This is a genomic window from Candidatus Pelagibacter sp. PS_11 (assembly GCF_059417975.1).
Window position 1 is genome coordinate 400,015 of record NZ_CM182075.1, and the last position, 21,997, is coordinate 422,011.

General features: G+C 31.1%; 25 protein-coding genes and 2 riboswitches. Of the genes, 21 read left to right on the forward strand and 4 right to left on the reverse strand.

The genetic code is table 11. The features are described 5' to 3' along the window. The first annotated feature begins 7 nt into the window (after window positions 1-7). Both AC5SLT_RS02135 and rpoZ read left to right on the forward strand, forming a co-directional pair. Entirely contained in the window at window positions 8-1,216 is a 1,209-nt protein-coding gene (locus tag AC5SLT_RS02135; RefSeq protein ID WP_494592324.1) for an MFS transporter, read from the forward strand. A gap of 43 nt (window positions 1,217-1,259) precedes the next feature. Next, window positions 1,260-1,787 carry a DNA-directed RNA polymerase subunit omega gene (rpoZ, locus tag AC5SLT_RS02140; protein WP_494592326.1) on the forward strand — a complete coding sequence of 176 codons (528 nt, stop codon included), beginning with the start codon at window positions 1,260-1,262 and terminating at the stop codon, window positions 1,785-1,787. Here the strand turns inward: rpoZ and AC5SLT_RS02145 are convergent. Next, entirely contained in the window at window positions 1,784-2,929 is a 1,146-nt protein-coding gene (locus AC5SLT_RS02145) for a CaiB/BaiF CoA transferase family protein (protein ID WP_494592328.1), read from the reverse strand. The genes rpoZ and AC5SLT_RS02145 overlap by 4 nt on opposite strands. Window positions 2,930-3,015: 86 nt before the next feature. Between AC5SLT_RS02145 and dctP the strand changes: the two genes are divergently transcribed. The 6 genes from dctP to AC5SLT_RS02175 are packed head-to-tail and all read left to right on the forward strand — an operon-like array spanning window position 3,016 to window position 9,038. Beyond that, complete coding sequence (gene dctP / locus AC5SLT_RS02150) at window positions 3,016-4,026, forward strand: TRAP transporter substrate-binding protein DctP (protein ID WP_494592329.1); 1,011 nt, start codon at window positions 3,016-3,018, stop codon at window positions 4,024-4,026. Window positions 4,027-4,072: 46 nt separating this feature from the next. Next, entirely contained in the window at window positions 4,073-4,567 is a 495-nt protein-coding gene (locus AC5SLT_RS02155; protein WP_494592331.1) for a TRAP transporter small permease subunit, read from the forward strand. After that, window positions 4,567-5,898 (forward strand): TRAP transporter large permease, encoded by a 1,332-nt coding sequence (locus tag AC5SLT_RS02160; protein WP_494592333.1) that lies wholly within the window; start codon window positions 4,567-4,569, stop codon window positions 5,896-5,898. The genes AC5SLT_RS02155 and AC5SLT_RS02160 overlap by 1 nt, the downstream gene beginning before the upstream one ends. After that, on the forward strand, window positions 5,888-6,892 hold the full coding sequence (dusA, locus tag AC5SLT_RS02165; protein ID WP_494592334.1) for a tRNA dihydrouridine(20/20a) synthase DusA: 1,005 nt from the start codon (window positions 5,888-5,890) through the stop codon (window positions 6,890-6,892). Before AC5SLT_RS02160 ends, dusA begins: the two co-directional genes overlap by 11 nt. Beyond that, window positions 6,892-7,728, forward strand: a complete 837-nt coding sequence (locus tag AC5SLT_RS02170) for a sulfite exporter TauE/SafE family protein (RefSeq protein ID WP_494592336.1) — start codon at window positions 6,892-6,894, stop codon at window positions 7,726-7,728. The genes dusA and AC5SLT_RS02170 overlap by 1 nt, the downstream gene beginning before the upstream one ends. Window positions 7,729-7,733: 5 nt before the next feature. Beyond that, window positions 7,734-9,038: a malonyl-CoA decarboxylase domain-containing protein gene (locus AC5SLT_RS02175; protein WP_494592338.1), complete on the forward strand. Its 1,305-nt coding sequence runs from the start codon at window positions 7,734-7,736 to the stop codon at window positions 9,036-9,038. Window positions 9,039-9,053: 15 nt separating this feature from the next. Here the strand turns inward: AC5SLT_RS02175 and AC5SLT_RS02180 are convergent, their stop codons facing one another. Continuing rightward, the gene (locus AC5SLT_RS02180; protein ID WP_168606116.1) at window positions 9,054-9,254 is read right to left on the reverse strand and encodes a DUF2061 domain-containing protein; all 201 of its coding nucleotides are present in this window, start codon (window positions 9,252-9,254) and stop codon (window positions 9,054-9,056) included. Between the two features lie 59 nt (window positions 9,255-9,313). Between AC5SLT_RS02180 and AC5SLT_RS02185 the strand changes: the two genes are divergently transcribed. The 6 genes from AC5SLT_RS02185 (at window position 9,314) to AC5SLT_RS02210 (ending at window position 14,296) form a co-directional block, all read left to right on the forward strand. Continuing rightward, window positions 9,314-9,718, forward strand: coding sequence for an HIT domain-containing protein (locus tag AC5SLT_RS02185; protein ID WP_494592339.1), 405 nt, complete (start codon window positions 9,314-9,316; stop codon window positions 9,716-9,718). 162 nt (window positions 9,719-9,880) lie between these two features. Beyond that, window positions 9,881-11,491: a SulP family inorganic anion transporter gene (locus AC5SLT_RS02190; protein ID WP_494592341.1), complete on the forward strand. Its 1,611-nt coding sequence runs from the start codon at window positions 9,881-9,883 to the stop codon at window positions 11,489-11,491. A 1-nt stretch (window position 11,492) separates the two neighbouring features. Beyond that, the gene (locus AC5SLT_RS02195; protein ID WP_494592343.1) at window positions 11,493-11,786 is read left to right on the forward strand and encodes a hypothetical protein; all 294 of its coding nucleotides are present in this window, start codon (window positions 11,493-11,495) and stop codon (window positions 11,784-11,786) included. Beyond that, window positions 11,783-12,271 (forward strand): hypothetical protein, encoded by a 489-nt coding sequence (locus tag AC5SLT_RS02200; RefSeq protein WP_494592344.1) that lies wholly within the window; start codon window positions 11,783-11,785, stop codon window positions 12,269-12,271. Before AC5SLT_RS02195 ends, AC5SLT_RS02200 begins: the two co-directional genes overlap by 4 nt. Window positions 12,272-12,288: 17 nt before the next feature. Next, window positions 12,289-13,689, forward strand: a complete 1,401-nt coding sequence (locus tag AC5SLT_RS02205; protein WP_011282204.1) for a Glu/Leu/Phe/Val family dehydrogenase — start codon at window positions 12,289-12,291, stop codon at window positions 13,687-13,689. A gap of 70 nt (window positions 13,690-13,759) precedes the next feature. After that, the gene (locus AC5SLT_RS02210) at window positions 13,760-14,296 is read left to right on the forward strand and encodes a pentapeptide repeat-containing protein (RefSeq protein WP_494578567.1); all 537 of its coding nucleotides are present in this window, start codon (window positions 13,760-13,762) and stop codon (window positions 14,294-14,296) included. A 14-nt stretch (window positions 14,297-14,310) separates the two neighbouring features. On the opposite strand, the gene AC5SLT_RS02215 is transcribed toward AC5SLT_RS02210, so the two are convergent. Then, window positions 14,311-15,195 carry a DMT family transporter gene (locus AC5SLT_RS02215; protein ID WP_494592345.1) on the reverse strand — a complete coding sequence of 295 codons (885 nt, stop codon included), beginning with the start codon at window positions 15,193-15,195 and terminating at the stop codon, window positions 14,311-14,313. A gap of 78 nt (window positions 15,196-15,273) precedes the next feature. Here AC5SLT_RS02215 and AC5SLT_RS02220 point away from each other — a divergent pair, with 78 nt between their 5' ends. The 3 genes from AC5SLT_RS02220 to AC5SLT_RS02230 are packed head-to-tail and all read left to right on the forward strand — an operon-like array spanning window position 15,274 to window position 16,335. Then, window positions 15,274-15,702 carry a c-type cytochrome gene (locus AC5SLT_RS02220; RefSeq protein WP_494578569.1) on the forward strand — a complete coding sequence of 143 codons (429 nt, stop codon included), beginning with the start codon at window positions 15,274-15,276 and terminating at the stop codon, window positions 15,700-15,702. Between the two features lie 5 nt (window positions 15,703-15,707). Next, window positions 15,708-16,145, forward strand: coding sequence for a DUF4396 domain-containing protein (locus tag AC5SLT_RS02225; protein WP_494592346.1), 438 nt, complete (start codon window positions 15,708-15,710; stop codon window positions 16,143-16,145). Window positions 16,146-16,152: 7 nt separating this feature from the next. Beyond that, window positions 16,153-16,335 carry a hypothetical protein gene (locus tag AC5SLT_RS02230; RefSeq protein WP_018414243.1) on the forward strand — a complete coding sequence of 61 codons (183 nt, stop codon included), beginning with the start codon at window positions 16,153-16,155 and terminating at the stop codon, window positions 16,333-16,335. 354 nt (window positions 16,336-16,689) lie between these two features. Here the strand turns inward: AC5SLT_RS02230 and AC5SLT_RS02235 are convergent, their stop codons facing one another. Continuing rightward, a complete protein-coding gene (locus AC5SLT_RS02235; RefSeq protein WP_494592347.1) occupies window positions 16,690-17,649 on the reverse strand; it encodes a hypothetical protein in 960 nt (319 codons plus the stop codon). A gap of 446 nt (window positions 17,650-18,095) precedes the next feature. Here AC5SLT_RS02235 and AC5SLT_RS02240 point away from each other — a divergent pair, with 446 nt between their 5' ends. The 4 genes from AC5SLT_RS02240 (at window position 18,096) to AC5SLT_RS02255 (ending at window position 21,879) form a co-directional block, all read left to right on the forward strand. Further along, complete coding sequence (locus tag AC5SLT_RS02240; RefSeq protein ID WP_006996714.1) at window positions 18,096-18,302, forward strand: DUF1737 domain-containing protein; 207 nt, start codon at window positions 18,096-18,098, stop codon at window positions 18,300-18,302. Between the two features lie 295 nt (window positions 18,303-18,597). Continuing rightward, window positions 18,598-18,662: riboswitch (SAM riboswitch) on the forward strand. Between the two features lie 67 nt (window positions 18,663-18,729). After that, complete coding sequence (locus AC5SLT_RS02245) at window positions 18,730-19,791, forward strand: homocysteine S-methyltransferase family protein (protein WP_494578583.1); 1,062 nt, start codon at window positions 18,730-18,732, stop codon at window positions 19,789-19,791. A gap of 3 nt (window positions 19,792-19,794) precedes the next feature. Beyond that, window positions 19,795-19,859, forward strand: a riboswitch (SAM riboswitch). A 4-nt stretch (window positions 19,860-19,863) separates the two neighbouring features. Beyond that, window positions 19,864-20,415 (forward strand): OsmC family protein, encoded by a 552-nt coding sequence (locus AC5SLT_RS02250; protein ID WP_494573553.1) that lies wholly within the window; start codon window positions 19,864-19,866, stop codon window positions 20,413-20,415. Between the two features lie 117 nt (window positions 20,416-20,532). Next, window positions 20,533-21,879: an NAD(P)/FAD-dependent oxidoreductase gene (locus AC5SLT_RS02255; RefSeq protein ID WP_494592348.1), complete on the forward strand. Its 1,347-nt coding sequence runs from the start codon at window positions 20,533-20,535 to the stop codon at window positions 21,877-21,879. Window positions 21,880-21,997 lie beyond the last annotated feature (118 nt).

Here is a 21,997-nt window from a genome sequence, read left to right on the forward strand (position 1 = left end):
ATTTCCTATGTTTAAAAGTTTGAATTTTAAAGTAATTCTATTTGGATTTATATTTACATTTTTTTCAAGTTTTGGACAGAGTTTTTTTCTAGGACTATTTAATTCAAGCATAAGAGACGCGCTTTCTATAACGCATGGTCAGTTTGGATCTATTTATGCGTCCGCTACTCTATTAAGTAGTTTTATACTCGTTTGGGTTGGTAAAAAAATTGATGATTTTAATATTTTAAAATTTGCATCTTATGTCATTGCGTTACTAGCGATCTCTTGTTTTTTATTTTCTAAAATTTCATCAGTCGCTTTCTTATTTTTATCAATTTTCTTAATGAGGTTATCAGGTCAAGGACTAATGTCTCACACAGCAACTACAACAATATCAAGATTTTTTGAAAAGACTAGGGGGCGTGCATTAAGCACAACTTGGCTTGGTTTATCATTAGCTGAATTTATTTTACCTTTATTAATTATTTTTTTATTAACTTTTGTTGATTGGAGAAATATTTGGGTAGCTATTTCAATTTCAGTTATTATCATTTTACCTATTGTCATCATTACATTAGTTAAAAATGTTAAATTAGATTCAAGAGAAACCTCTAGTGCCACAGATATTAAAACTAAAGATATAAAACAATGGACGAGAGGTGAAGTTTTAAAAGATTATCGCTTTTATATTATATGTTTAAGCATGTTAGCGATGCCTTCAATTGCAACGGGTACATTTGTTTATCAATCCTTTATAGTGTCATCTAAAGGTTGGGGACCTTATGTTATTGCCCAATCCTTTATGGTGTATTCAATTTTATCAGTGATTACTTTATTTTTAACAGGCTTTTTAATTGATAAGTTTAGTAGTCGAAAATTAATAATTTATATGAACATTCCTTTATTAGTTGCAACGTTTGTGCTTTATTATTTTAACTCACAAATTTCATCATTTGTATTTTTAGGTTTAATTGGAATTTCAAACGGTTTAGCAAACGTTCTAGGTTCTGCTACTTGGGCTGAGATTTATGGAGTGAGATATATTGGTTCCATTAAAGCATTAACCACAGCGTTAATGGTATTTTCAACTGCATTTGGTACAGCACTCTTTGGAATTTTGATTGATAATAGCCTTTCCATTGAGCAAATTGCTCTTGTTTCAGGATCTTATATTTTAATAGCAATATTGTTGTTATTCCTTGTAAAGAACAAGCTTAATCCTGATTATTTATAGAATTATCCTTGATTTTTTTTTAACTACTGTATAGATACTGCGCATGGCTAGAGTAACAGTAGAAGATTGCATAGATAAAGTAGAAAGTCCTTACGAATTAGTTTTAGTTGCTAAAGAAAGAGCAGTTCAATTAAACTCAGGTTTAGAACCAACTTTAGATAGAGATAATGACAAAAACACAGTTATATCTTTAAGAGAAATTGCAGCAGAAACTATTAAAGTTTCAGACTTAACAGATAGCGCTATTCACAAACTTAGAAAACACGTTGAGCAAGTTGACGATGGTACTGATGATGATGAAATTATTGGTGATGATTTTGAAAGTATGTACAAAGGTGAAATTTCTAAAAGTGGAACTCCTATTTTACCATCTAAAAGAGCTAGAAAAATTCCTGAAAAAATTCAAGTATCCTCTGATGATTTAGAAGAATTAACTGCAAAAGCAGAACCTGAAGTAGACGTTGATGCAGAGTTAGAAGTGGGAGATGAAGAGACACCAGTTTCTTTAGATCAAATAGCTGAAAGTGAAACTGCAGAAGATAGTTCAGAAGAAACTGAACCTAATAGTTAATTATTAAATTCCTTTAAAATTTTTTCTCTGTGTTCGTCAAGATCAGGGATATCACCACGTGTTTTTTCATCTTTATAATTAGACATTTTAATTGGATTACCCGCTAGTTTAAAATCACCAATAACTTTATGATGTGCTTTAACAATCATATTCCGAGCTTCAATTTGGGGATTTTCAACAGCTTCTTTAATGTTAAAGATAGGACCACATGGAATTTTTTCTTTTTCCATTTCACTTACCCATTCACCAGTATTCTTAACAATAAGTTTATCTTCTAAGATTTTTTTAAGATCATCCATATTTTCAGATCGTAAAGAATTGGTATTAAATTTTGCATCTTTAGAAATTTCAGGAATATTTAAAACATTACAGAGTTTTTCAAATAGTTTTTCATTACCTGCCGCTATAATGATGTGACTATCTTTAGTTTTAAAAGCTTCAAAAGGAGCAATGGATGGGTGACGAGATCCCATGGGCTTAGGTATTTCATTTTTAGCAAGATACCTTGCTATAGCATTTTCTAAAATTGCAATTTGACAATCCAACATTGACACATCAATAAAAGTTCCTTTACCAGTTTTTTCTCTATCATAAAGTGCAGCATTAATTCCAACGGTTGTGAATAATCCTGCAGTAATATCTCCAATAGATGTTCCAACTCTTGTTGGTTCAGAATTAGGTTGACCAGTAACACTCATTAAACCACCCATACCTTGAACAACCATATCGTAAGCAGGTAATTCTTTTAATGGACCAGTTTGTCCAAAGCCTGATGCTGAAGCATAAATTAGTCTTGGATATTTTTTACAAATATCTTTCCAACCATAACCCCATTTTTCTAAGGTACCTGGTTTAAAATTCTCAACTAAGATATCTGCTTTAGCTAAAATTTTATCGAATATTTTTTTGTCATCTTCATTTTTTAAATTTAAAGCGATACTTTCTTTTCCTCTATTTAGTGACATAAAATATGCTGAATAATCCTCAATAAAGGGTCCAAATTTTCTAGAGTCGTCGCCAACTTCAGGAGCTTCTACTTTAATTACACGTGCACCTAAATCTGACAGCATCATGGTGCAATAAGGACCAACTAATACTCTAGTTAGATCAAGAACTAATAGGTTTTTTAAAGGACCGTCCATATTTTATACAGTAATTATGTAGTCTTGACTCTTATCAATATCTTTAATTTAATGCACCACTTAATTAACAATAAAGGAGAAGAGTAATGTTTAAAAAAATATCTTTATATTTTACAGCATTAGTTTTAGTTTTATCAACTGTTGGTTCTGCTTATGCGGTAACGTTAAAAGCAAGTCACCAATGGCCTGGAACACCTAGAGCTGATGGATCTTTTGATCCACGTCATGAAATGGTACAAATAATTGCGGATGAAGTTAAAAAAGCTAATGTTGATATCGATATTAGAATTTACCCTGCAAAATCTTTATACAAACCTAAAGAACAGTGGAAGCCAATGACTACTGGTCAATTAGATATTACAGCTTTCCCGTTAGGTTATGCTGCAAAGTTTCATCCAGAATTTGATGCAACTTTAATGCCAGGAACAGTTAAAAATCATGATCACGCATTAAGATTTAATAAATCTCCAATGATGGTTGAGATTAAAAAAATTATTAATGATGCTGGTGTTATTGTTTTATCTGACGCATGGTTAGGGGGTGGTTTTGCATCAAAAACAAAATGTATTAGAAACCCAAATGACGCTAAAGGACAAGTAATGAGAGCAGCTGGAAAAGCATTTAACCAAATGCTAGAAGGTGCAGGAGCAGGTATTCAAAGTATGCCATCTTCTGAAATCTATACTGGTCTACAAACAGGTGTATTAACTGGTGCTAACACTAGCTCAGGAAGTTTTGTAAGTTACAAAATTTACGAGCAAGTTAAATGTGCAACACCTCCAGGAAAATTTGGTCTTTGGTTCATGTATGAACCAATCCTTATGTCTAAGCAGAATTTTGAAGCTTTAAACTCTAAGCAACAAAAAGCTCTTATGAAAGCTGGAAAAGTAGCTGAAAAATATATGACTGAACAAGTAGCAAATCTTGATAAGAAATTTGAAGATGCTTATAGAGCTGCTGGTGTAGAATTAGCATATATGACAGCTGAAGATCATGCTGCATGGGTAGAAATTGCTAAGAAAACTTCTCATAAAGCATTTGCAGAGAAAGTACCAGGTGGTGCTAAACTTATGGAAATGGCTTTAGCAGTTAAATAAATTAATATATAAAGCCCTTGTTTTAATAAAAACAAGGGCTTTTTTTATGATAAAAAATTATTTAAAATTTTGCGATTATACAGCTAAAGCCTGTGGTGCCTTTGCTGTTGGTGCTTTAATCTTTTCTATTTTGGTAATTGTAGAGTTAGTTTTTGAAAGATATTTCTTTCAAAGAGCTATTACTTGGCAAACAGAATTGGTTACAATGTTGCTTGTGGCATCTACTTTTATTGGTAGTGCTTATGTTTTAAGTGAAAAAGCTCATGTGAGTATGGAGTGGATTTATGATTTTTTATCTAAAAAAAATATTATTAAACTCAAGATTTTTACTTCATTTTTAAGTTTAATTTTTTTCTTAATTTTATTTTATTTTGCTTTCTTGATGGTTGAAGAAGCATTCATTAAAAATTATACGACAGGCACAGTGTGGAGCCCACCTTTATGGATACCATACTCCTCTATGTTAATAGGTTCTATCTTAATGATACTTCAGTATATTGCTGAAATAATAAAACTATTTGACGAAAAGGATTTAAAATAATGGATCCATTAACGATTGCAATAATTGTTGCTGTTTTTACACTAATAGTTTTATTCTCAGGTATTCCAATTGCATTTGGATTAAGTTTTGTTTCAATTACTCTCTTGGTTACATTCGAAGGATTGCAAATGTTAGGTGTATTTGCTGAAACTTTTTATGCAGGACTAAATTCTTTTGTATTACTATCAATTCCGATGTTCATTCTTATGGGGATGGCGGTTGCCCATTCACCAGCAGGCAAAGATTTATATACTGGTCTTGATAGGTGGTTATGGAGAGTTCCAGGGGGTTTAGTTATATCTAATATTGGTGCATGCTCAATTTTTGCAGCTTTAAGTGGATCAAGTCCAGCGACATGTGCTGCTATTGGTACTATGGGAATTCCTGAAATGAGAAAAAGAGGATACTCAGACGAAATTGCAACAGGAACAATTGCTGCTGGAGGAACTTTAGGAGTTTTAATTCCACCTAGTATAGTTTTAATTGTTTATGGTATGGCAACAGGAACTTCTATTGGAAGACTATTTTTATCTGGCATTATTCCAGGATTTATGTTGGCAAGTCTTTTTGCTGTTTGGGCATTAATACACAGTTACTTCATTGATAAAAATGCATCAAAATTATTAAGAAATAGAAAGCCACCAACTTTAAAAGAAAAATTTGAAGTTCTTCCTAGAATTTTTCCGTTTCTAGCGATCATTGTTGGAGTTTTATACGTTCTCTATGGAGGTGTAGCCACACCCTCTGAAGCATCTGGTGTTGGTGCATTTTTAGTTTTTGTAATGATTGCAGTTGTTTACAAAATTTATCAGCCTAAAAAAATATGGAATATTGTTAAAATTTCAATGAAAGAGAGTGTTATGATAATGTTTATTATTGCAGCCTCTTATCTTTTTGCATTCACACTATCCCAACTTTATGTAACGCAATCCCTTGCTCAAAGCATGATCGAATTAAGTAGTAATAAGTGGATGATTTTTTTAATGGTTAATGTGTTTTTACTTGTTGCGGGTTTCTTTTTACCGCCAGTAGCTGTTATTGTAATGACTTCAGCTATATTGTTGCCTGTGATAACTACATTGGGTTTTGACCCTTATTGGTTTGCAATAGTATTTACTATAAATATGGAAATAGGCTTAATAACACCACCCGTTGGATTAAATTTATATATAATTAAAGGAATAACGCCTGATGTAAGTTTATCTACAATCTTAAAGGGATCGTTTCCATTTATGATGATGATGGTTTTATCTATATTGATATTGTGTATTTTTCCTGAAATTGTAAGTTGGTTACCTGATAAATTAATGGGTAAACCTCTTGGATATTAAAAAAAACATTAATAGAAAAATTTCTGTAGCACCCATGATGGATTGTACCGATCGTCATGATCGTTACTTTTTAAGATTGATGAGTAAGAATGTTATGCTGTACTCAGAAATGGTTGCAACAAAATCTGCAATTCATGGAGATCGAAAAAAAATTTTATCTTACAGTCCTGAAGAAAAACCTTTAGCATTACAAGTGGGTGGATCCGATAAAGCAGAATTGGCTGAAGTTGCAAAAATTGCAGAAGACATGGGTTATGATGAAATTAATATTAACTTAGGGTGTCCTAGTAAAAAAGTTCAAAAAAATATGTTTGGGGCTTGTTTGATGAGAGAACCAGATTTAGTTGCAGAATGTATTAACTCAATGGTGAATGCTTGTAAAATTCCTGTAACTGCCAAAACTAGAATTGGTTTTGATGACACAGAGGAATTTGATTATTTAAATAATTTTATATTAAAGATGAAAGGTGTCGGTTGTAGTACATTTATTCTTCATGCTCGAAAAGCTATTTTAACAGGTATGTCTCCTAAGCAAAATTTGAATATTCCAAAATTAAACTATGGAATGGTTTATAAAGTTAAAGAAGAAAATCCTGATTTAGAAATTATTATTAATGGAGGTATCTCAAAAATTGATGAGATTAAAAATCATTTATCTTTATGTGATGGAGTTATGATCGGAAGATCTATTTATCAAAATCCTTATTCTTTAGTTGAGATTGAAAAAGAAATTTTTGGTACAAAAGAACAACCAACAAGAGAAGAAGTTGCTGAAAAACTCATAGAGTATTTAGAGAAAGAAGTTAAGCTTGGTACAAAGGTAAATCATATTATGAGACATACTGTTGGATTATATCATGGGCAAATCGGTTCAAAAGAATGGAAACGATATCTAAGTGATAATATGATGGCAAGAGACTCTGATTTTCAAAAGTCAAAACACATAATGACCATTGTACAAAATAACGAGAAAGCTAATCAGGTTAACTCATAATGGAAAATTTAAATCTAAATGAAATAATTAATTTGTTAGGTGTATTAGCAATATCTGCAGCTGTTGCTGGATTTATGGCGGGTTTACTTGGTGTCGGTGGTGGAATTATAATGGTTCCAGCTTTATATTATGCTTTTACAGTTTTAGATTTTGATTTAGCAACTAGAATGCATTTAGCAGTTGGAACTTCCTTAGCTATTATTATTCCAACTTCAATAATTTCTACCAAAACACATATGGAGCATGATGCAGTTGACTTTAAAATGGTTAAATCCTTTGGGTTATTCATTTTAATTGGTGTAATTTTAGGAACTTTCTTAGCAGTAAATTTAAAGACACCCGCTCTAGTATTATTTTTTTCAATATTTGCTTTTATGGTTGGGTTATTTTTTATTTTCCTTCGAGAAAAACTTGTTGAAAATCCTAAAACAATTTCAGATATCGTTAAGAATATTTCAGGGATTGTGATTGGTTTTATCTCAGTGCCTCTTGGTATTGGTGGTGGATCTTTAATGGTGCCATTTATGAGAACCTTTGGTTATGATATTAGAAAATCCATTGGCACAGCTGCTGCAGTTGGATTTTTAATCTCACTTAGTGGAACGATCACAATGATTGCAGGTGGAAAAATAATAGATAATATCAACACCCCTTTTAGTGTGGGTTATATTAATTTATTAGGATTTATAGTTTTTGTACCAGTGACAATGGTTATGGCTCGCTTGGGCGCAAAAGCTGTTTATAAAATAGATAAAAAATTATTAAGTAAAATTTTTGGAACTTTTTTGTTGGTTGTATCTATTAGATCATTTATTGAATACTTAAATATCACATAAAACTCATGTTTAATATTAAACAAATAATCTCATCTATAGCAGACGCTGGTCAAAAACTTTTTAATAGAGGGGAAATTAAAAAGAACGACATAGATTCAATTTTAACTTTATGTGATGATTTAATTTCGCATAAGGGAGCAGCCTTTGGCATAACGGTTGCAAGAGATGTTGCTAAATTATATCAAGTTTTATCTCCTGATAATAAATTAATATTTTTTAAAAGAATAAATGAAAAATATAAAGCAAGCTTTACAGAGGTAGATGAGGCTATCAATTTATATAAAATTTCACCCAATGAAAAAACTTTAGCTAATTTATTTAATGTATCTTCTGGAAAAAGAAGAGAACTATTCACTAGAGTGAATATGGCACCAAACGGTACCTCAATTATTGTTAAACTTCGTGAAGATCTTTTAAAAGTTTTAAAAGATAATAAGGATCTTAAAGTTTTAGATGATGATTTAAGGTATTTATTTAAAGGTTGGTTTAATCCTGGTTTTCTAAAACTTGAAAAAATTACCTGGGATACAAAAGCTGCAGTATTAGAAAAAATTATTAAGTACGAACGTGTTCATAAAATGAAAGATATGAACGAACTTAAAAGAAGACTTGGTGAAGATAGACGTTTTTTTTCTTATTTTCATCCAGCCCTTGAGGATGAGCCAATTATTTTTGTGCAAGTAGCTCTAACTAATGGTCTTGGTAAATCCATTCAAGAATTAATGAAACCCTCAAATGATGAAAAAAAAACTTATGACACTGCAACATTCTATTCAATTAGTAACTGTCAAGAAGGTTTATCAAGAGTTACATTGGGTAATTTTTTAATAAAAAGAGTAGTTTATGAAATTCAAGAAGAGCTGCCTCATATAAAAAACTTTGGTACTTTGTCACCTATACCAGGTTTTGCTAATTGGTGTAGCGGTGTTGAAGAAACTAAACTTAAAACTATTTTAGGCAAACTTAAAAACCAAGATATATCTTTCTTAAAATCACCAGATTTAAAATTAGGGGATAGTAAAATTAATGAAAATAAAGAAGCAATAACAAAGATAGTTGCACATTATATTGTTAATGAAAAAAACAAGCAGGGACTACCCATTAATGATGTTAGCCGCTTTCATTTAGGCAATGGTGCTATTGTAGAAGATATTATAATCAATGCTAATATTTCAGAGCAAGGATTTAAAAAATCTTATGGTGTGATGGTTAATTATCTTTATGAACTAAAAAATATTGAAAAAAATCATGAAGATTACATGAATAATAATAAAGTAATTGTCTCTGATAAAATAAAGAAATATTTATAAATATATTTCTAATTTTTAGTTAAGACCCCATTTAACTTTATTCCAAATTCGTTCATGAAAATAATAAAAGAACAGTGGAATAATTGATCCTAAACCTAATATCCCAGCTCCTTTAAAGCTACCAGTGAAAATATATCCAAATATTACCCAGTAGATAAAAATAAAAAGTCTCCATGAAAATGTTTTAGCAACGGAACGTATTTTTTTATCTGCCATAATCTAATTAGCCTATAATAGATTTTGCTTATAGAATAGATTTATATTAATGTTTAAATATGACTAATAAAGTAAGTAAAAGTTTTCTAAAAGATTCTCATTTAATAACAGAATTAAAATTATGCAGTATTCGTTTAATAGATAATGCTAAATTTCCTTGGATCATTTTAATTCCAAAGCGAAAAAATATAACTGATATCTCAGAACTTAATTCAAAAGATCAAATGTTATTAATGAAAGAAATTGTTCATTGCAGCAAGTTAATGAAAAAAATATTTAAAACAAAAAAACTTAATGTTGAAAAAATTGGTAATATTGTTCCTCAATTACATATTCATATTATTGCAAGATCTACTAAAGACAGTACCTGGCCACTATCAGTTTGGGTCATTAAAGGAAAACCTTATTCAAAAGTTCTATTAACGAAAACTATTTCAAAAATTAAAAAGTATTTTAAGGGATAAGGACAGAGGTAGTTTTAGTCTCCCGCCACTACCTCTTAATCATTATGTATCTGATTCGTCCCAAATTTGTTAACACGTATTAATTGAAACTAGACTTTATCAACTGCTTGCTTTACTAAATAGATAACACACCGACTCATAAATAATTAAAATTTAAATACATTGATTAAAACCACACTCTCATCATTTGCAAAATCTATTGGCTTTAACTCACAAAATTATATTCCAAAAGAAGGAGCGTCCTTTTCTTTATTTAGAATTGAAGTTTTATCAGGTTTAACAGTTGCTTTAGCGTTAGTTCCTGAAGCTATTGCCTTTGCTTTTGTTGCAGGTGTTGCACCTTTATCAGGACTTTATGCAGCTTTTATAGTTGGTTTAATTACAGCTGTATTTGGTGGAAGACCCGGAATGATTTCAGGAGCAACGGGTGCTTTAGCTGTTGTCATGGTTGCCCTTGTTATGGATCACGGTGCGGAATATTTATTTGCAACGGTAGTTTTGATGGGGATTTTACAATTACTAGCAGGAATATTTAAACTTGGAAAATTTATTAGAATGGTACCTCAACCGGTAATGTTAGGTTTTGTTAATGGCCTTGCGATCGTTATTGGTATCTCACAACTTAGTCAGTTTAAAACCCTTAATGCAATGGGGCAATCAGTATGGATTTCAGGAAATACTTTATATTATTCAATAGGGTTCGTTGTTTTAACCATGTTAATTATTTGGTTACTACCAAAGATTACTAAAGCAGTGCCAGCAACGCTTGCTGCAATTTTAGTTACATCTTTATTAGTGTTAGTATTAAAGATTGATATTCCAAGTGTTGGAGACCTTGCAAGTGTTAAAGGGGGATTACCAATGTTTTCAATCCCAAGTGTTCCTTTAAACTTTGAAACTCTAAAGATTATTTTCCCTTATGCATTTATCTTATCTGCCATTGGCTTAATTGAAAGCTTGTTAACCCTTAACTTAGTTGGTGAAATTACTAATAAAAGAGGTGGGGCTAGTCAGGAATGTTTAGCACAAGGGTTAGCTAATACGGTTACTGGTTTTTTTGGGGGAATGGGTGGATGTGCGATGATTGGTCAATCTATGATTAATGTAAAGTCAGGGGGTAGAACCAGAATTGCAGGAATAGCTGCTGCATTATTCTTATTAATTTTTATTTTATATACATCAAACTATATAGAAATGATCCCAATTGCAGCATTAGTTGGAGTAATGTTTATGGTAGTGATTGGAACCTTTGCTTGGAATTCACTAAAAATATTATTTTTTGTACCAAAGAGTGATGCGTTAGTAATTGTCCTTGTAACCGTTGTAACTGTTTTAGAGGATTTAGCTGTCGCTGTAATTGTTGGAGTAATTGTATCTGCGTTAGTTTTTGCCTGGAAATCTGCATCAAGAATTAGAGCCATAGAGAGACCATCTGTTAGAGAAAAAGGTGCTAAGGTTTATGAAATAGAAGGACCATTATTTTTTAGTTCAACGGATAGCTTTTTAGAATTATTTAAACCAGAAGAAGATCCTGAAGTAATTATTATAGATTTTGCAGGATCAAAAGTAATTGATCAATCAGCATTAAAAGCCATTGAAGACATTGCTGACAAATATAATAGTTTTGGAAAAAAAGTTAAATTAAGACATTTAACTAAAGATTGTCATAGATTATTAAGTAGAGCAGGCCAATTAGTAGTTGATAGTGATGATGATCCTGATTACGGAATTGCAGTTGATTATGATGTTAAATTAGGTATTTTTGGCAGATAAGATGAGCAAAGAGATTAAAACAGATGATGTTATTTTCAATTTCTTCAAGCAAGTTTGTGATGAGAAAGATGATGTTAAATGTGTTGAACTTGGTAATGGTTGGATTAGTGCCATGGAAACCAATCTTACTAACATGGAAAAAAATCTAGAAGAAACAGATAAAGTTAAATACCAAGAAAGTATTAATAGTAATAAACAACAGCTTGATAGTCTTAAAGGCAAAACCGCTAGTGAATGGCGTGAATACGCAACTCAGTGTATGGTTGAGATCTTAGATCATAAAACTAAATCGTGAATTTCTTTAAGAGATTATTTTCAAGTAGCAATTTAGAATTACAAATCAATGATGGAGGTAGAGCTGCGGCTGGATATAAAGGTAAAGCTGGAGACTGTGTAGTTAGATCTATAGCAATTGTAACAAATCTTCCTTATCAAAAAATTTATGATGATCTTTATAAGGCAAATGAAGAATTTAGAACTACATCAAGAACAAGACTTGCAAGAAGTTTAAAACAAAAAAATGACAGCCCAAGATCAGGCACCCATAGAGTGGTGGTTAAGAAATACCTTGAAAAACTAGGTTGGCAGTGGACGCCGACTATGTTTATTGGTCAAGGCTGTAAAGTTCATTTGAAAAAAGATGAACTTCCAAGTGGGACTTTAATTGTATCTTGCTCAAAACACATAACTGTTGTTAAAGATGGTGTCTTGCATGATACATATGATTGTTCAAGACGGGGCACACGTTGTGTTTATGGTTATTGGAAAAAAATAAATTAAAGATATAATAATTATTAATGAGCTTTAAAGATAACGTTAATTTACATGTAGATAAATCAGCTAAATTACTAAACTTTAGTGATGATTTACTTGAACATTTAAAATCTATTCACTCATTAATTAAAGTAAATGTGGGTGTTGTCTTAGACGGTAAAATTAATAACTTTACTGGATGGAGAGCTGTTCACTCAGAGCACATTCTTCCAACTAAAGGTGGACTAAGATATTCAGAAACGGTTGATCAAGATGATACTGAAGCTCTAGCATCTTTGATGACTTACAAATGTGCGATAGTTAATATCCCTTTTGGAGGAGCTAAAGGGGGTTTAAAAATTAATCCTAAAAATTACACAATGCCTCAACTTAGAGAAATTACTAAAGCGTTTGCTAGTAAACTAATTAATAAAGGTTTTATTTCTCCAGCATTAAATGTTCCAGCCCCAGATGTTGGAACGTCTGAAAGAGAAATGGAATGGATTTTAGAGACTTATAAAACACTTAAACCAGATGATATAAATTATAGAGGTTGTGTAACAGGTAAACCCTTACACAGAGGAGGTATTGCTGGCAGAACAGAAGCAACTGGTAGAGGTATTGAAGAAGTAGTTAGAGAAATATTTAGACATGAAGATGTTGTTAAAGAAGCAGGATTGAAAAATGAATTAAAGGATAATGAAATTATAGTTCAAGGCTTTGGTAATGTTGGAAGTAATTTAGCCAAACATTTATATAATAGAGATAATGCAAAGATTATAGCAATTGGAGAATATGATGGTTATTTATATAACAAAAAAGGTATTGATATAAATGCACTAATTGAATTTTATAAGACAAATAAAACTATCAATAACCCTAAACTTGGAAAATTTAAAAACAATCCAAGTGAACTTTTAGAATTAGATTGTGATATTTTAATTCCAGCTGCGTTAGAAAATGCAATCACCATTGATAATGTAGATAAAATTAAAACAAAATTAATAATAGAAGCCGCAAATGGACCCATTTCATTTGAGGCGGATCAAAAATTATTTGAAAAAGGAGTTATGATTATTCCTGATATCTATGTCAATGCAGGGGGTGTTGTGGTTTCTTATTTTGAGTGGGTAAAAGATATTTCTCATATACGTTTTGGTAGAGTTGAAAAAAGATTTCAAGAACAAAAAATATTAGACATTATTGATTTGATAGATAAAAAAACGAATACTAAAACAGATTTTGACACCATTAAAAAAATTATTCATGGTGCTGATGAAGAGGACTTAGCTTTTTCAGGTCTAGAAGATAGTATGAGAAATGCATTTATTGAAATTTATAATGCTAAAAAACAAATAAAAAAATCCTTTAGAGATAGCGCTTATTATGTATCTCTAAAGAAGATAAGAAATTTTTATACAGTAGAAGGCTTCCCTAAACGATAAATAGCGGCTTAATTTTACCTATAATTAAATTAATAGAAGACTCCCGATCTATGATTTGTTAGCATTTGTCATGATAAAATTAATAAGAGCAGGCTTTATAAGCAAGCTTTTTGCCATTTTAGTTCTAAGTTTATGGTTATCTAATGGTGCTAAAGCAGGTTGTGATGATGCACCAGTTGATGGAGTGGATTATTCTAATTGTCAATTCTCAGAAGGCCAAGATCTAAGTAGAGCCTATATACCAAACTCTAATCTATCTTTTATTAGTTTTATTAAAGTTACCTTTGATAAAGGGGTAATGATGAATGCAACATTAGCTAATGGTAATTTTGTAGAATCTTCTTTTATTAGAACGAATTTATATGAAGCAAATCTTGAAGGGGGTATTTTTGAGAAAGCTAACTTTTCAAGTGCCAACTTAACAAGAGTAAACTTTAAAGGAGCTTCATTAATTGAGACTAACTTTACTAACAGTAATCTTTTTGAAGCAGATTTAATGGGTGCTAATATTTTAAATGCTACTTTTGAAGGCGCTAATCTTAATAACGCAGTTTGGATTGATGGAACTAAATGTTTACTAGGTTCTATTGGTAAATGTAATAAATAAAAAATTCTTAAGAATTATTTTATTGGTTTAATTTTTTGATTAATAACGAGCACTGCTCCAATTATTAAAATAGGTAAACCTATTATTAAATCTTGTTGCCATTCTAAGTTTTCAAATATTGTTGAGATTAATAAAGCAAGTACAGGCATTACAACTCCTACATAACCCGCTCGACCAGCTCCAACTTTTTCTAATAATCTTAAGTAAAAGATAAAAGCAAATATCGAGCCAATAATAGATAGATAAGCAAGGGATGCGATGTAACTGAAGCTATATTCAAATAATAATTCAGTGCCTTTTATCTGAGTGATTAATAGAGTAACTAATGATCCATAAAGCATTGAATACGCAAGTGTTGGTATTAATGAGAAGTTATTATTTAAGTTTCTTTGGTGAACCATGTTACCTGTTGATGCACTAAATGTACCAAGTAAGGCTAAAAATAATCCAACATGGGTTCCATTAGCAAAGCTGAAATTGAAAATCTCATCATTGAAAATAATTATAATTCCAATCATTCCAATAGTTGCACCAAGTAAAGTTTTTAAAGAAGGTTTCTTTTTAAAGTAAAAGCCTTCTCCTAAAATATTCATAATAACCACCGTTGAAAAGACAACTGCTGGAAATGCGCTTATTAAATAAGTGTTTGATAGATAAAAGAAAACGTAATTTAAAGAGTAAAGACAAACACCAAAGAGTAAAAACCAAAGATGCTGATTTAAAGAAAACTTAAGATTTTTCTTCTTAATAATTAAATAAACAAAAATAACTATTGCAGCTATCAAAAATCTGTAAAATACTGATACTAACGGATCAACGTATCCTAATTGAAATTTGATTACATACCAGGTAGGTGACCAGCAAAAAAGAGTGACAATAAATAAGAAAAAATTGTTCATTATTAAGGACTATAATCAATCAATCTTAAAAAAATATAAGATTAATCTAACAATTTTTAATATATAAATTTAATAGTTATGAAAAAAATACTTCTAATTTTAACTCTACTTATATCATTAAGCAGCATTTCTTATTCTGATAATCATTATCCAATCACGAGAGATTCTGAATTAATGATTGCTAGAGGTAAAATTGCCTACCAAAATAATTGTGCAAGCTGTCATCAAGTTAATTTATCAGGTGCTGAAAATTGGAAGGGCGTTGATGAAGACGGCCATAGAAAAGCGCCGCCTTTAAATGGTACAGGTCACACTTGGCATCATGATGATGAGACATTACATAAAATTATTAAATATGGTTTAGTTGGAATAATTAGTGACTATGAAGGAAAAATGGGTGCCTTTGGAGATAAATTAAATGACAAAGATATAGATTCAGTTTTAGCCTACATTAAAAGTTTTTGGCCAGATGATTATTACAAACATCAAATAAATTTAAGTAAATAAATTAAATGGCAACAGACACATTTCATTGGTCGTGTAAACACACGTGGCGAAAAAGTACTAAGAATACGATGTGGTGTGTTATCGGTTGTGCAATTGGTGACTTTGGAACCATACTATTTTTTCAATTAAGTAAAATTCCTTTTCCAGTATTGGGCATTATGACTTTAGCAATCATAAATGGTTTATTAACTAGCATTATGCTTGAAACTTTTATTTTAATGAGACAAAATTTTAAATTAATTAATGCTTTAAAGACTGCCTGTGGAATGAGTTTCATCTCAATGGTTAGTATGGAAATTTCTATGAACGCTACAGATTATTTTTTAACTGGTGGAGCGATGCTAACTTGGTGGGTGGTACCTATTATGTTAACTGTGGGATTTTTAACACCCTGGCCTTATAATTATTGGAGACTTAAAAAATTCAATCAAGCCTGTCATTAAATATTAAATGGTTACAACTTCTGAAATCATATTAGCAATTATTATTGTTGCCTTATCTGTTGTTATGCCTATCTATTATTATTACCAAAGGAAGAAAAACCCTAAACAAGATAATAAAGCTCAAGATAAACCTGAGATAAAAAATTATATTGATAGAATTAATCAAATTACCCGTAATAAACATAAATGAAGAAACGTTTATCAGGGTGCAGCGAGTGTGGAGATGATACAGCCATCTTAACACAAGTAAGCTCAGGACCAGAGGTGATCTTACTTTGCACAGATTGTTATAACCTGAAACATTCAAACGAAACACAAAACCATATTGGCTATGAAGAAGAAAAAAGCTAAAAAATTAAAGATTAAAAAACCTGCACCTAATTTCTATGGTCTTGGTAAATTTAACTATTTGATCTTTAAGTTTTTCAGTTCATAGTTTAAGCTTAAATAATTAATACTTGAAACTATTTTGCTTAAATTGTTAAGCCCTAAGCAATAAATTAAATGCTTAGAGCTAATAATTAAATGTTAATTGTCTTAAAACTTAAAACCAATTATTTGGAATTATGATGTAGTGAATTGCAAGTACAATTCCAACTGACACACTTAATCCGAATATCATTTTAAGAAAGTCTTTACCAATTAGTGGAAACACATATTTGAACTTATAGTCTTTATTCATTGATGCGATTGCTAACTCTCTTCCACATAATAGACCAACAAATACCCAAGTTGTTGACATCGGTAAATCATTAAGCTCTTTAAAGTAGTAAAGTACAGCTGCATAAATAATATTGATTATAGTTGCTGATCTTGCATATCTTGTTCCAGTTTTCTCTAAGACAACCTTTTGAATAGTTCCACCATGAATGTAGAAGATATAAAAAAGTAGCGCTGTAAAGTAACCCAGAACAATTAATAAAAGAGAAACATCTAATTGTCTTGGAAGGTATACAGCAATGTTTGCTACATCATGAGATAACCAAACCCACCATAACCAGCCTGAAGTTATCCAAACCGAGTTACGCCAAAAGGAAATCCATTTGTCATTAACTTCATCTAATTTTTCATTAATAAATTTAGAGATAACGATCCAGCAAATATAAGCAGCAGCTGCAGCTAAACCATAGCCGACAACACTTTTCATAAGCATCTTTTCAAGTACTACCGTTGATGCAAAAGCTGATAAAACTAAGAAGGTTGTTGAAACAGGTATACCTACTCTTGTTAATACTAGAAGTATTCCTGGTGCCACTGCGTGATACCATTGTATTTCTTGGAAAGGTATTCTTGTTAGTCTGCCGTAAGAGATATCTCCATCATTACTGTACCAGCCCCAAGTAATAGCAAGTATCATTACAAATGATGCAGCGCTTGCAAGAGTGTACCATTTAAACCATTTTTGTTTTGACGCGATAAAAGTTCCCAATGTTTGAATTGAGTCATTTGCAATAACACTGTACCCCGCTAAAGCAAAGCCTACTATCGTATATATTAAGGTCATTTCCATTTTTCTATTTTCCTATTTTATGTTTTTTTATTGTTTTTCATTTCGAACGATTCTTAGTCTTAAGGTCGATTTAATAGGTTGGTAAAAATATATCTATAGATAAGTTTATTAGTTTACTTTGAGGAGAGTTGATTCATCAATTTTTATATTATTCGAAGTTAAAATCTAGCTAGAGAATTTAATAATAAGTTTTAAGAGGAGTTGATTCATCATCATTTATATTAATTAATGATTTTGTCTAGTTGAATAATGACTTAAATTTCATTTAATACAGGATTATAATTAACACAACTATAACGCTTAATGAGTTATATGAATTTATTGATAAAAGTATTTAAAAGATTCTCTATTACAAAAATTCTTAACCAATCTTATTATTTCATTAAGTAATAATCGTCCTAGATATAGACACCCGATTTAGGACTTGTTAAGGTCTGATTATGAAAGGTTATAGATTTATTACAAGTGACGACACTTCAGAATTTTGCCATCGTGTAACGGAGGCCATATCCAATGGATGGAAATTGTATGGTGAACCCAAAATGACTTTTGATAAAAAAAGAGGGGTCATGCGTTGTGCTCAAGCAGTTATAAAAAATTCACCTCAGAAAAAGTATTCAAAAAAGATGAAGCTATCATCGATATAAATGGCAGATCAGATATTACCCTTTGTTTATATGCTAGGGATACTCTTATTAGTACTCCCAGCTTTTCTACAATCTAATTCTAAATTAAAGCAGTTTTTAACTAATCTTAGTATTTGGATTGTCATTATTCTCATAATTTTAACTATTATTTATTTTTTCAATTGACAGTTTGAGAGAAAGTTGATTATATTTAGTTGCGCTGATTTAAGTTAAATTGCAGAGCGCGTTATAAATCCTGCTAAAGCGACGCTTAAACCACCGCTTTAGACAGGTGGTTTTTTTTTATCTTTCATAAAATTAAGCCGGGCAGTTGAACCATATTGTGCGCCCTGCATTTGCTTAAGCACTAAAAAGGAGAAAAGAGGCCTATGGATTTAACCCTCTTGTTATTTTGTGACCTTTTTTCTCCAAAACAAGAGGAAAAAAAATGAGCACAAATAAATTAAAAGAAAGATTAGATAAAGGACCTGTTATATGCGCAGAAGGTTTTTTATTTGAGATAGAAAGACGTGGGTACATGTCATCAGGGGAATTTGTTCCAATGGTGTCATTAGATCATCCTGAAGTTTTAGAGAACTTACATAGAGAATTTCAACACGCAGGATCTGATGTAGTTGAGGCCTTTACTTATAATGGACACAGAGAAAAAATGCGTGTTATTGGTAAAGAAGAACTTCTTGAACCACTAAATCGTTCAGCATTAAAAATTGCTAAAAAAGTAGCACTAGATACTCCTAAAGGATCAAAACCAAATTTGATGGCAGGTAATATTTCAAATTCAAATATCTGGAAACATAATGATCCACAATCTCAAAAAGAAGTTGAAGGAATGTTTACAGAGATGATTGGTTGGGCCGTTGAAGAAGGTGCTGATATGTTAATTGGTGAAACTTTTTATTATGCTGAAGAAGCTTTTAAAGCTTTAGAAGTTATGAAAAAAACAGGTTTACCAACTGTATTAACCATATCTCCAATGGGTGAAAATAAAATGAGAGATGGAAAATCCGTTGTTGATACCTGTAAAGAGCTAGAGCAATTAGGGGCTGATGTTGTTGGTTTAAATTGTTTTAGAGGACCTGCTACCATGTTTCCTTTTTTAAAAGAAATTAGAAAAGCAGTTAAATGTCATGTTGGAGCTTTACCTATTCCTTATAGAACCAGTGAAGATTACCCAACATTTTTTAATCTACCAGATCGAAGTAATTGTCAGTGTCCATCACCTCATGGAAGAACGTTTCCAACAGCATTGGACCCACACTTTTGTAATAGATATGAAATAGGTAAATTTGCAAAAGATGCTTATGAGCTAGGTATTAATTACCTTGGAGTATGCTGTGGAGCAAACCCAATGTTGATTAGGGAAGTTGCTGAATCTATTGGTTTAACTGTTCCAGCAAGTAAATATCGAGAGAACATGGAAAATCATTTTATGTATGGAAAAAATAAAAGAATTCCAAAACATATGACTGAATATGGAGACAAAGCGTAAATAAATTAAGAAGGGCATTTAACTAAATTGTGCGCCTGACATATGTCGAAGCACTAAAACAGGAGAAAAAAAATGAGTAACAATCTAAAAGAAACAATAAGTAATCTACAGAAGGATTTTACAGCTAACCCAAAAAATGCTGTGGTCCAATATGAAAGCAATTCAATTCTTAAGGAAGGACTTCAATCTGTAGTCACTCTTAGAGAGCATAAATTAGTTGTTGATGAACCCAAAAGTTTTGGTGGAAAAGATGAGGGACCCAGCCCAGTAGAGTTAATATTAGCAGCGTTAGCAACGTGTCAGGAGATAACCTATAAAGCATTTGCTACAGCAGCGGGTATTAATATTGAGAGTGTTAGTGTTAAATTAAAAGGTGAATTAGATCTTCAGGGTTTTTTAGCTTTAAATAAAAACACTAGACCTGGCTTTCAATCCATCTCTGGTACTGTTGATATTAAATCTTCATCACCAAAAGCTGAAATAGATAAATTGATTGATACGGTAAATACACATTGCCCGGTATTAGATATTTTATCAAAAGGAGTTCCTATTAAATTATTTCAAAAGGTTTCTTCAAGTTCTAATAATAAAGAGCACATAGAGCAAAGAGTAAGTGCTGCTTAACTAATTAACTCAAGCCCTATGAAAAATAGGGCTTGAGTCTTTTAAGTTCATTTCAAATCCTAAAAAATTAGAAGTTTGACTAGAATTAAGTATTAATTGCGTGCTAGGGTCTTGTTAATGAAAAATATTTATCATTCTGATATTTATCAATTTAACACCCCAGTTAGTAGTTATTGGGAAGATCATTCAAGCGAAAATTTAAATCTAGATAAACTTAATAAAGATATCAGCTCAGAAATTGTTGTAATAGGTGGAGGGTACACTGGTTTATCCTGTGCAATTAATTTAATAGAAAATCATAATTTAGAGGTCATTTTAGTTGAAGCTGGAAAAATAGGTTGGGGGGCTTCATCTCGTAATGCAGGTTTCTGTTCTCTACCGCCAAGTAAGATGTCTTTTAAAAAGATGCAATCTATTTACGGCAATGATGAAACTAAAAAGTTCTTTAAAAACTCTGTTGAAGGCTCAAATTATACAAAAGATATTATACAAGAATATAATATTGATTGTGATGTAACGGGGGATAGTAATTACGTAGTCGCCCATCACCCAAGTAAGTTTAAAGATATTAAAGAACAAGCCAAAGCTTACAAAGAAGAGTTTGGTATTGAAACTGAAATTTATTCAAAAGAAGACTTTGATAAAATTGGCCATGGGGGTACAGAGCAATTTGGAGCTTTTTCATATAAACCTGGTTTTGCAATTAATCCTCTTAAGTTTGTTAATGGCATTGCAAAATATGCTTTATCTAAACAATTAAAAATCTTCGAGCACACTAAAGTGGATAAAATTGATAAAGATAAGGGTAATTATATTTTAAGGACTAAAGAAGGATCTATTCGTTCAAAAAAAATAGTCGTTGCAACAAACGGGTTTTATCAAGAAGGCTTAATCCCGGAGATGAATTCAAGAATTTTACCAGTAATTTCAAATATTATTGTCACCCAACCCTTAACGAAACAAGAAATTGACCAACATAATTTTAAAACATTTTCCCCAATAGCTAATACTAAAAATCTTTTATATTATTATCGAAAGTTACCTGACAACCGAATTTTATTTGGCACTAGAGGGGATTTAAGTGGCAGTGATCAATCTAATTTAAATATGTCTAAGAAAATGGAAAAGTTTTTAAAAGATATTTTTCCTAAATGGAAAGACATTAATATTGATTACAATTGGCGGGGATTAATTGCTTTATCTCAAAAATTAACTCCTTCTATTGGTAAAATTGATAATGAAGAGATTTATTATGGATTTGGCTATAATGGGGTTGGAGTGAGTGCTGCTCCTTGGACTGGAAAACAATTGTCTAAGTTAGTATTATCAAACAGTAAAGAGTTAGATATTTCAAAAATTTATAAAGGATTACCTAAGAAATTTATCTTCCCCCAGTTAAGAACGTTTTATTTTAGATTAGCGGTGTGGTTTTATGCAATTAAAGACAGATTTAATATTAACTAATTCCATTGCCTAGACACCTGATTAGAGGTTTCGCAATATTGAGTTATGAAACTCGCTATGAGTGAAGTTGATAAAAAAAATAGCATTTTATATTTATAAATTTATTTTAAATAATTAT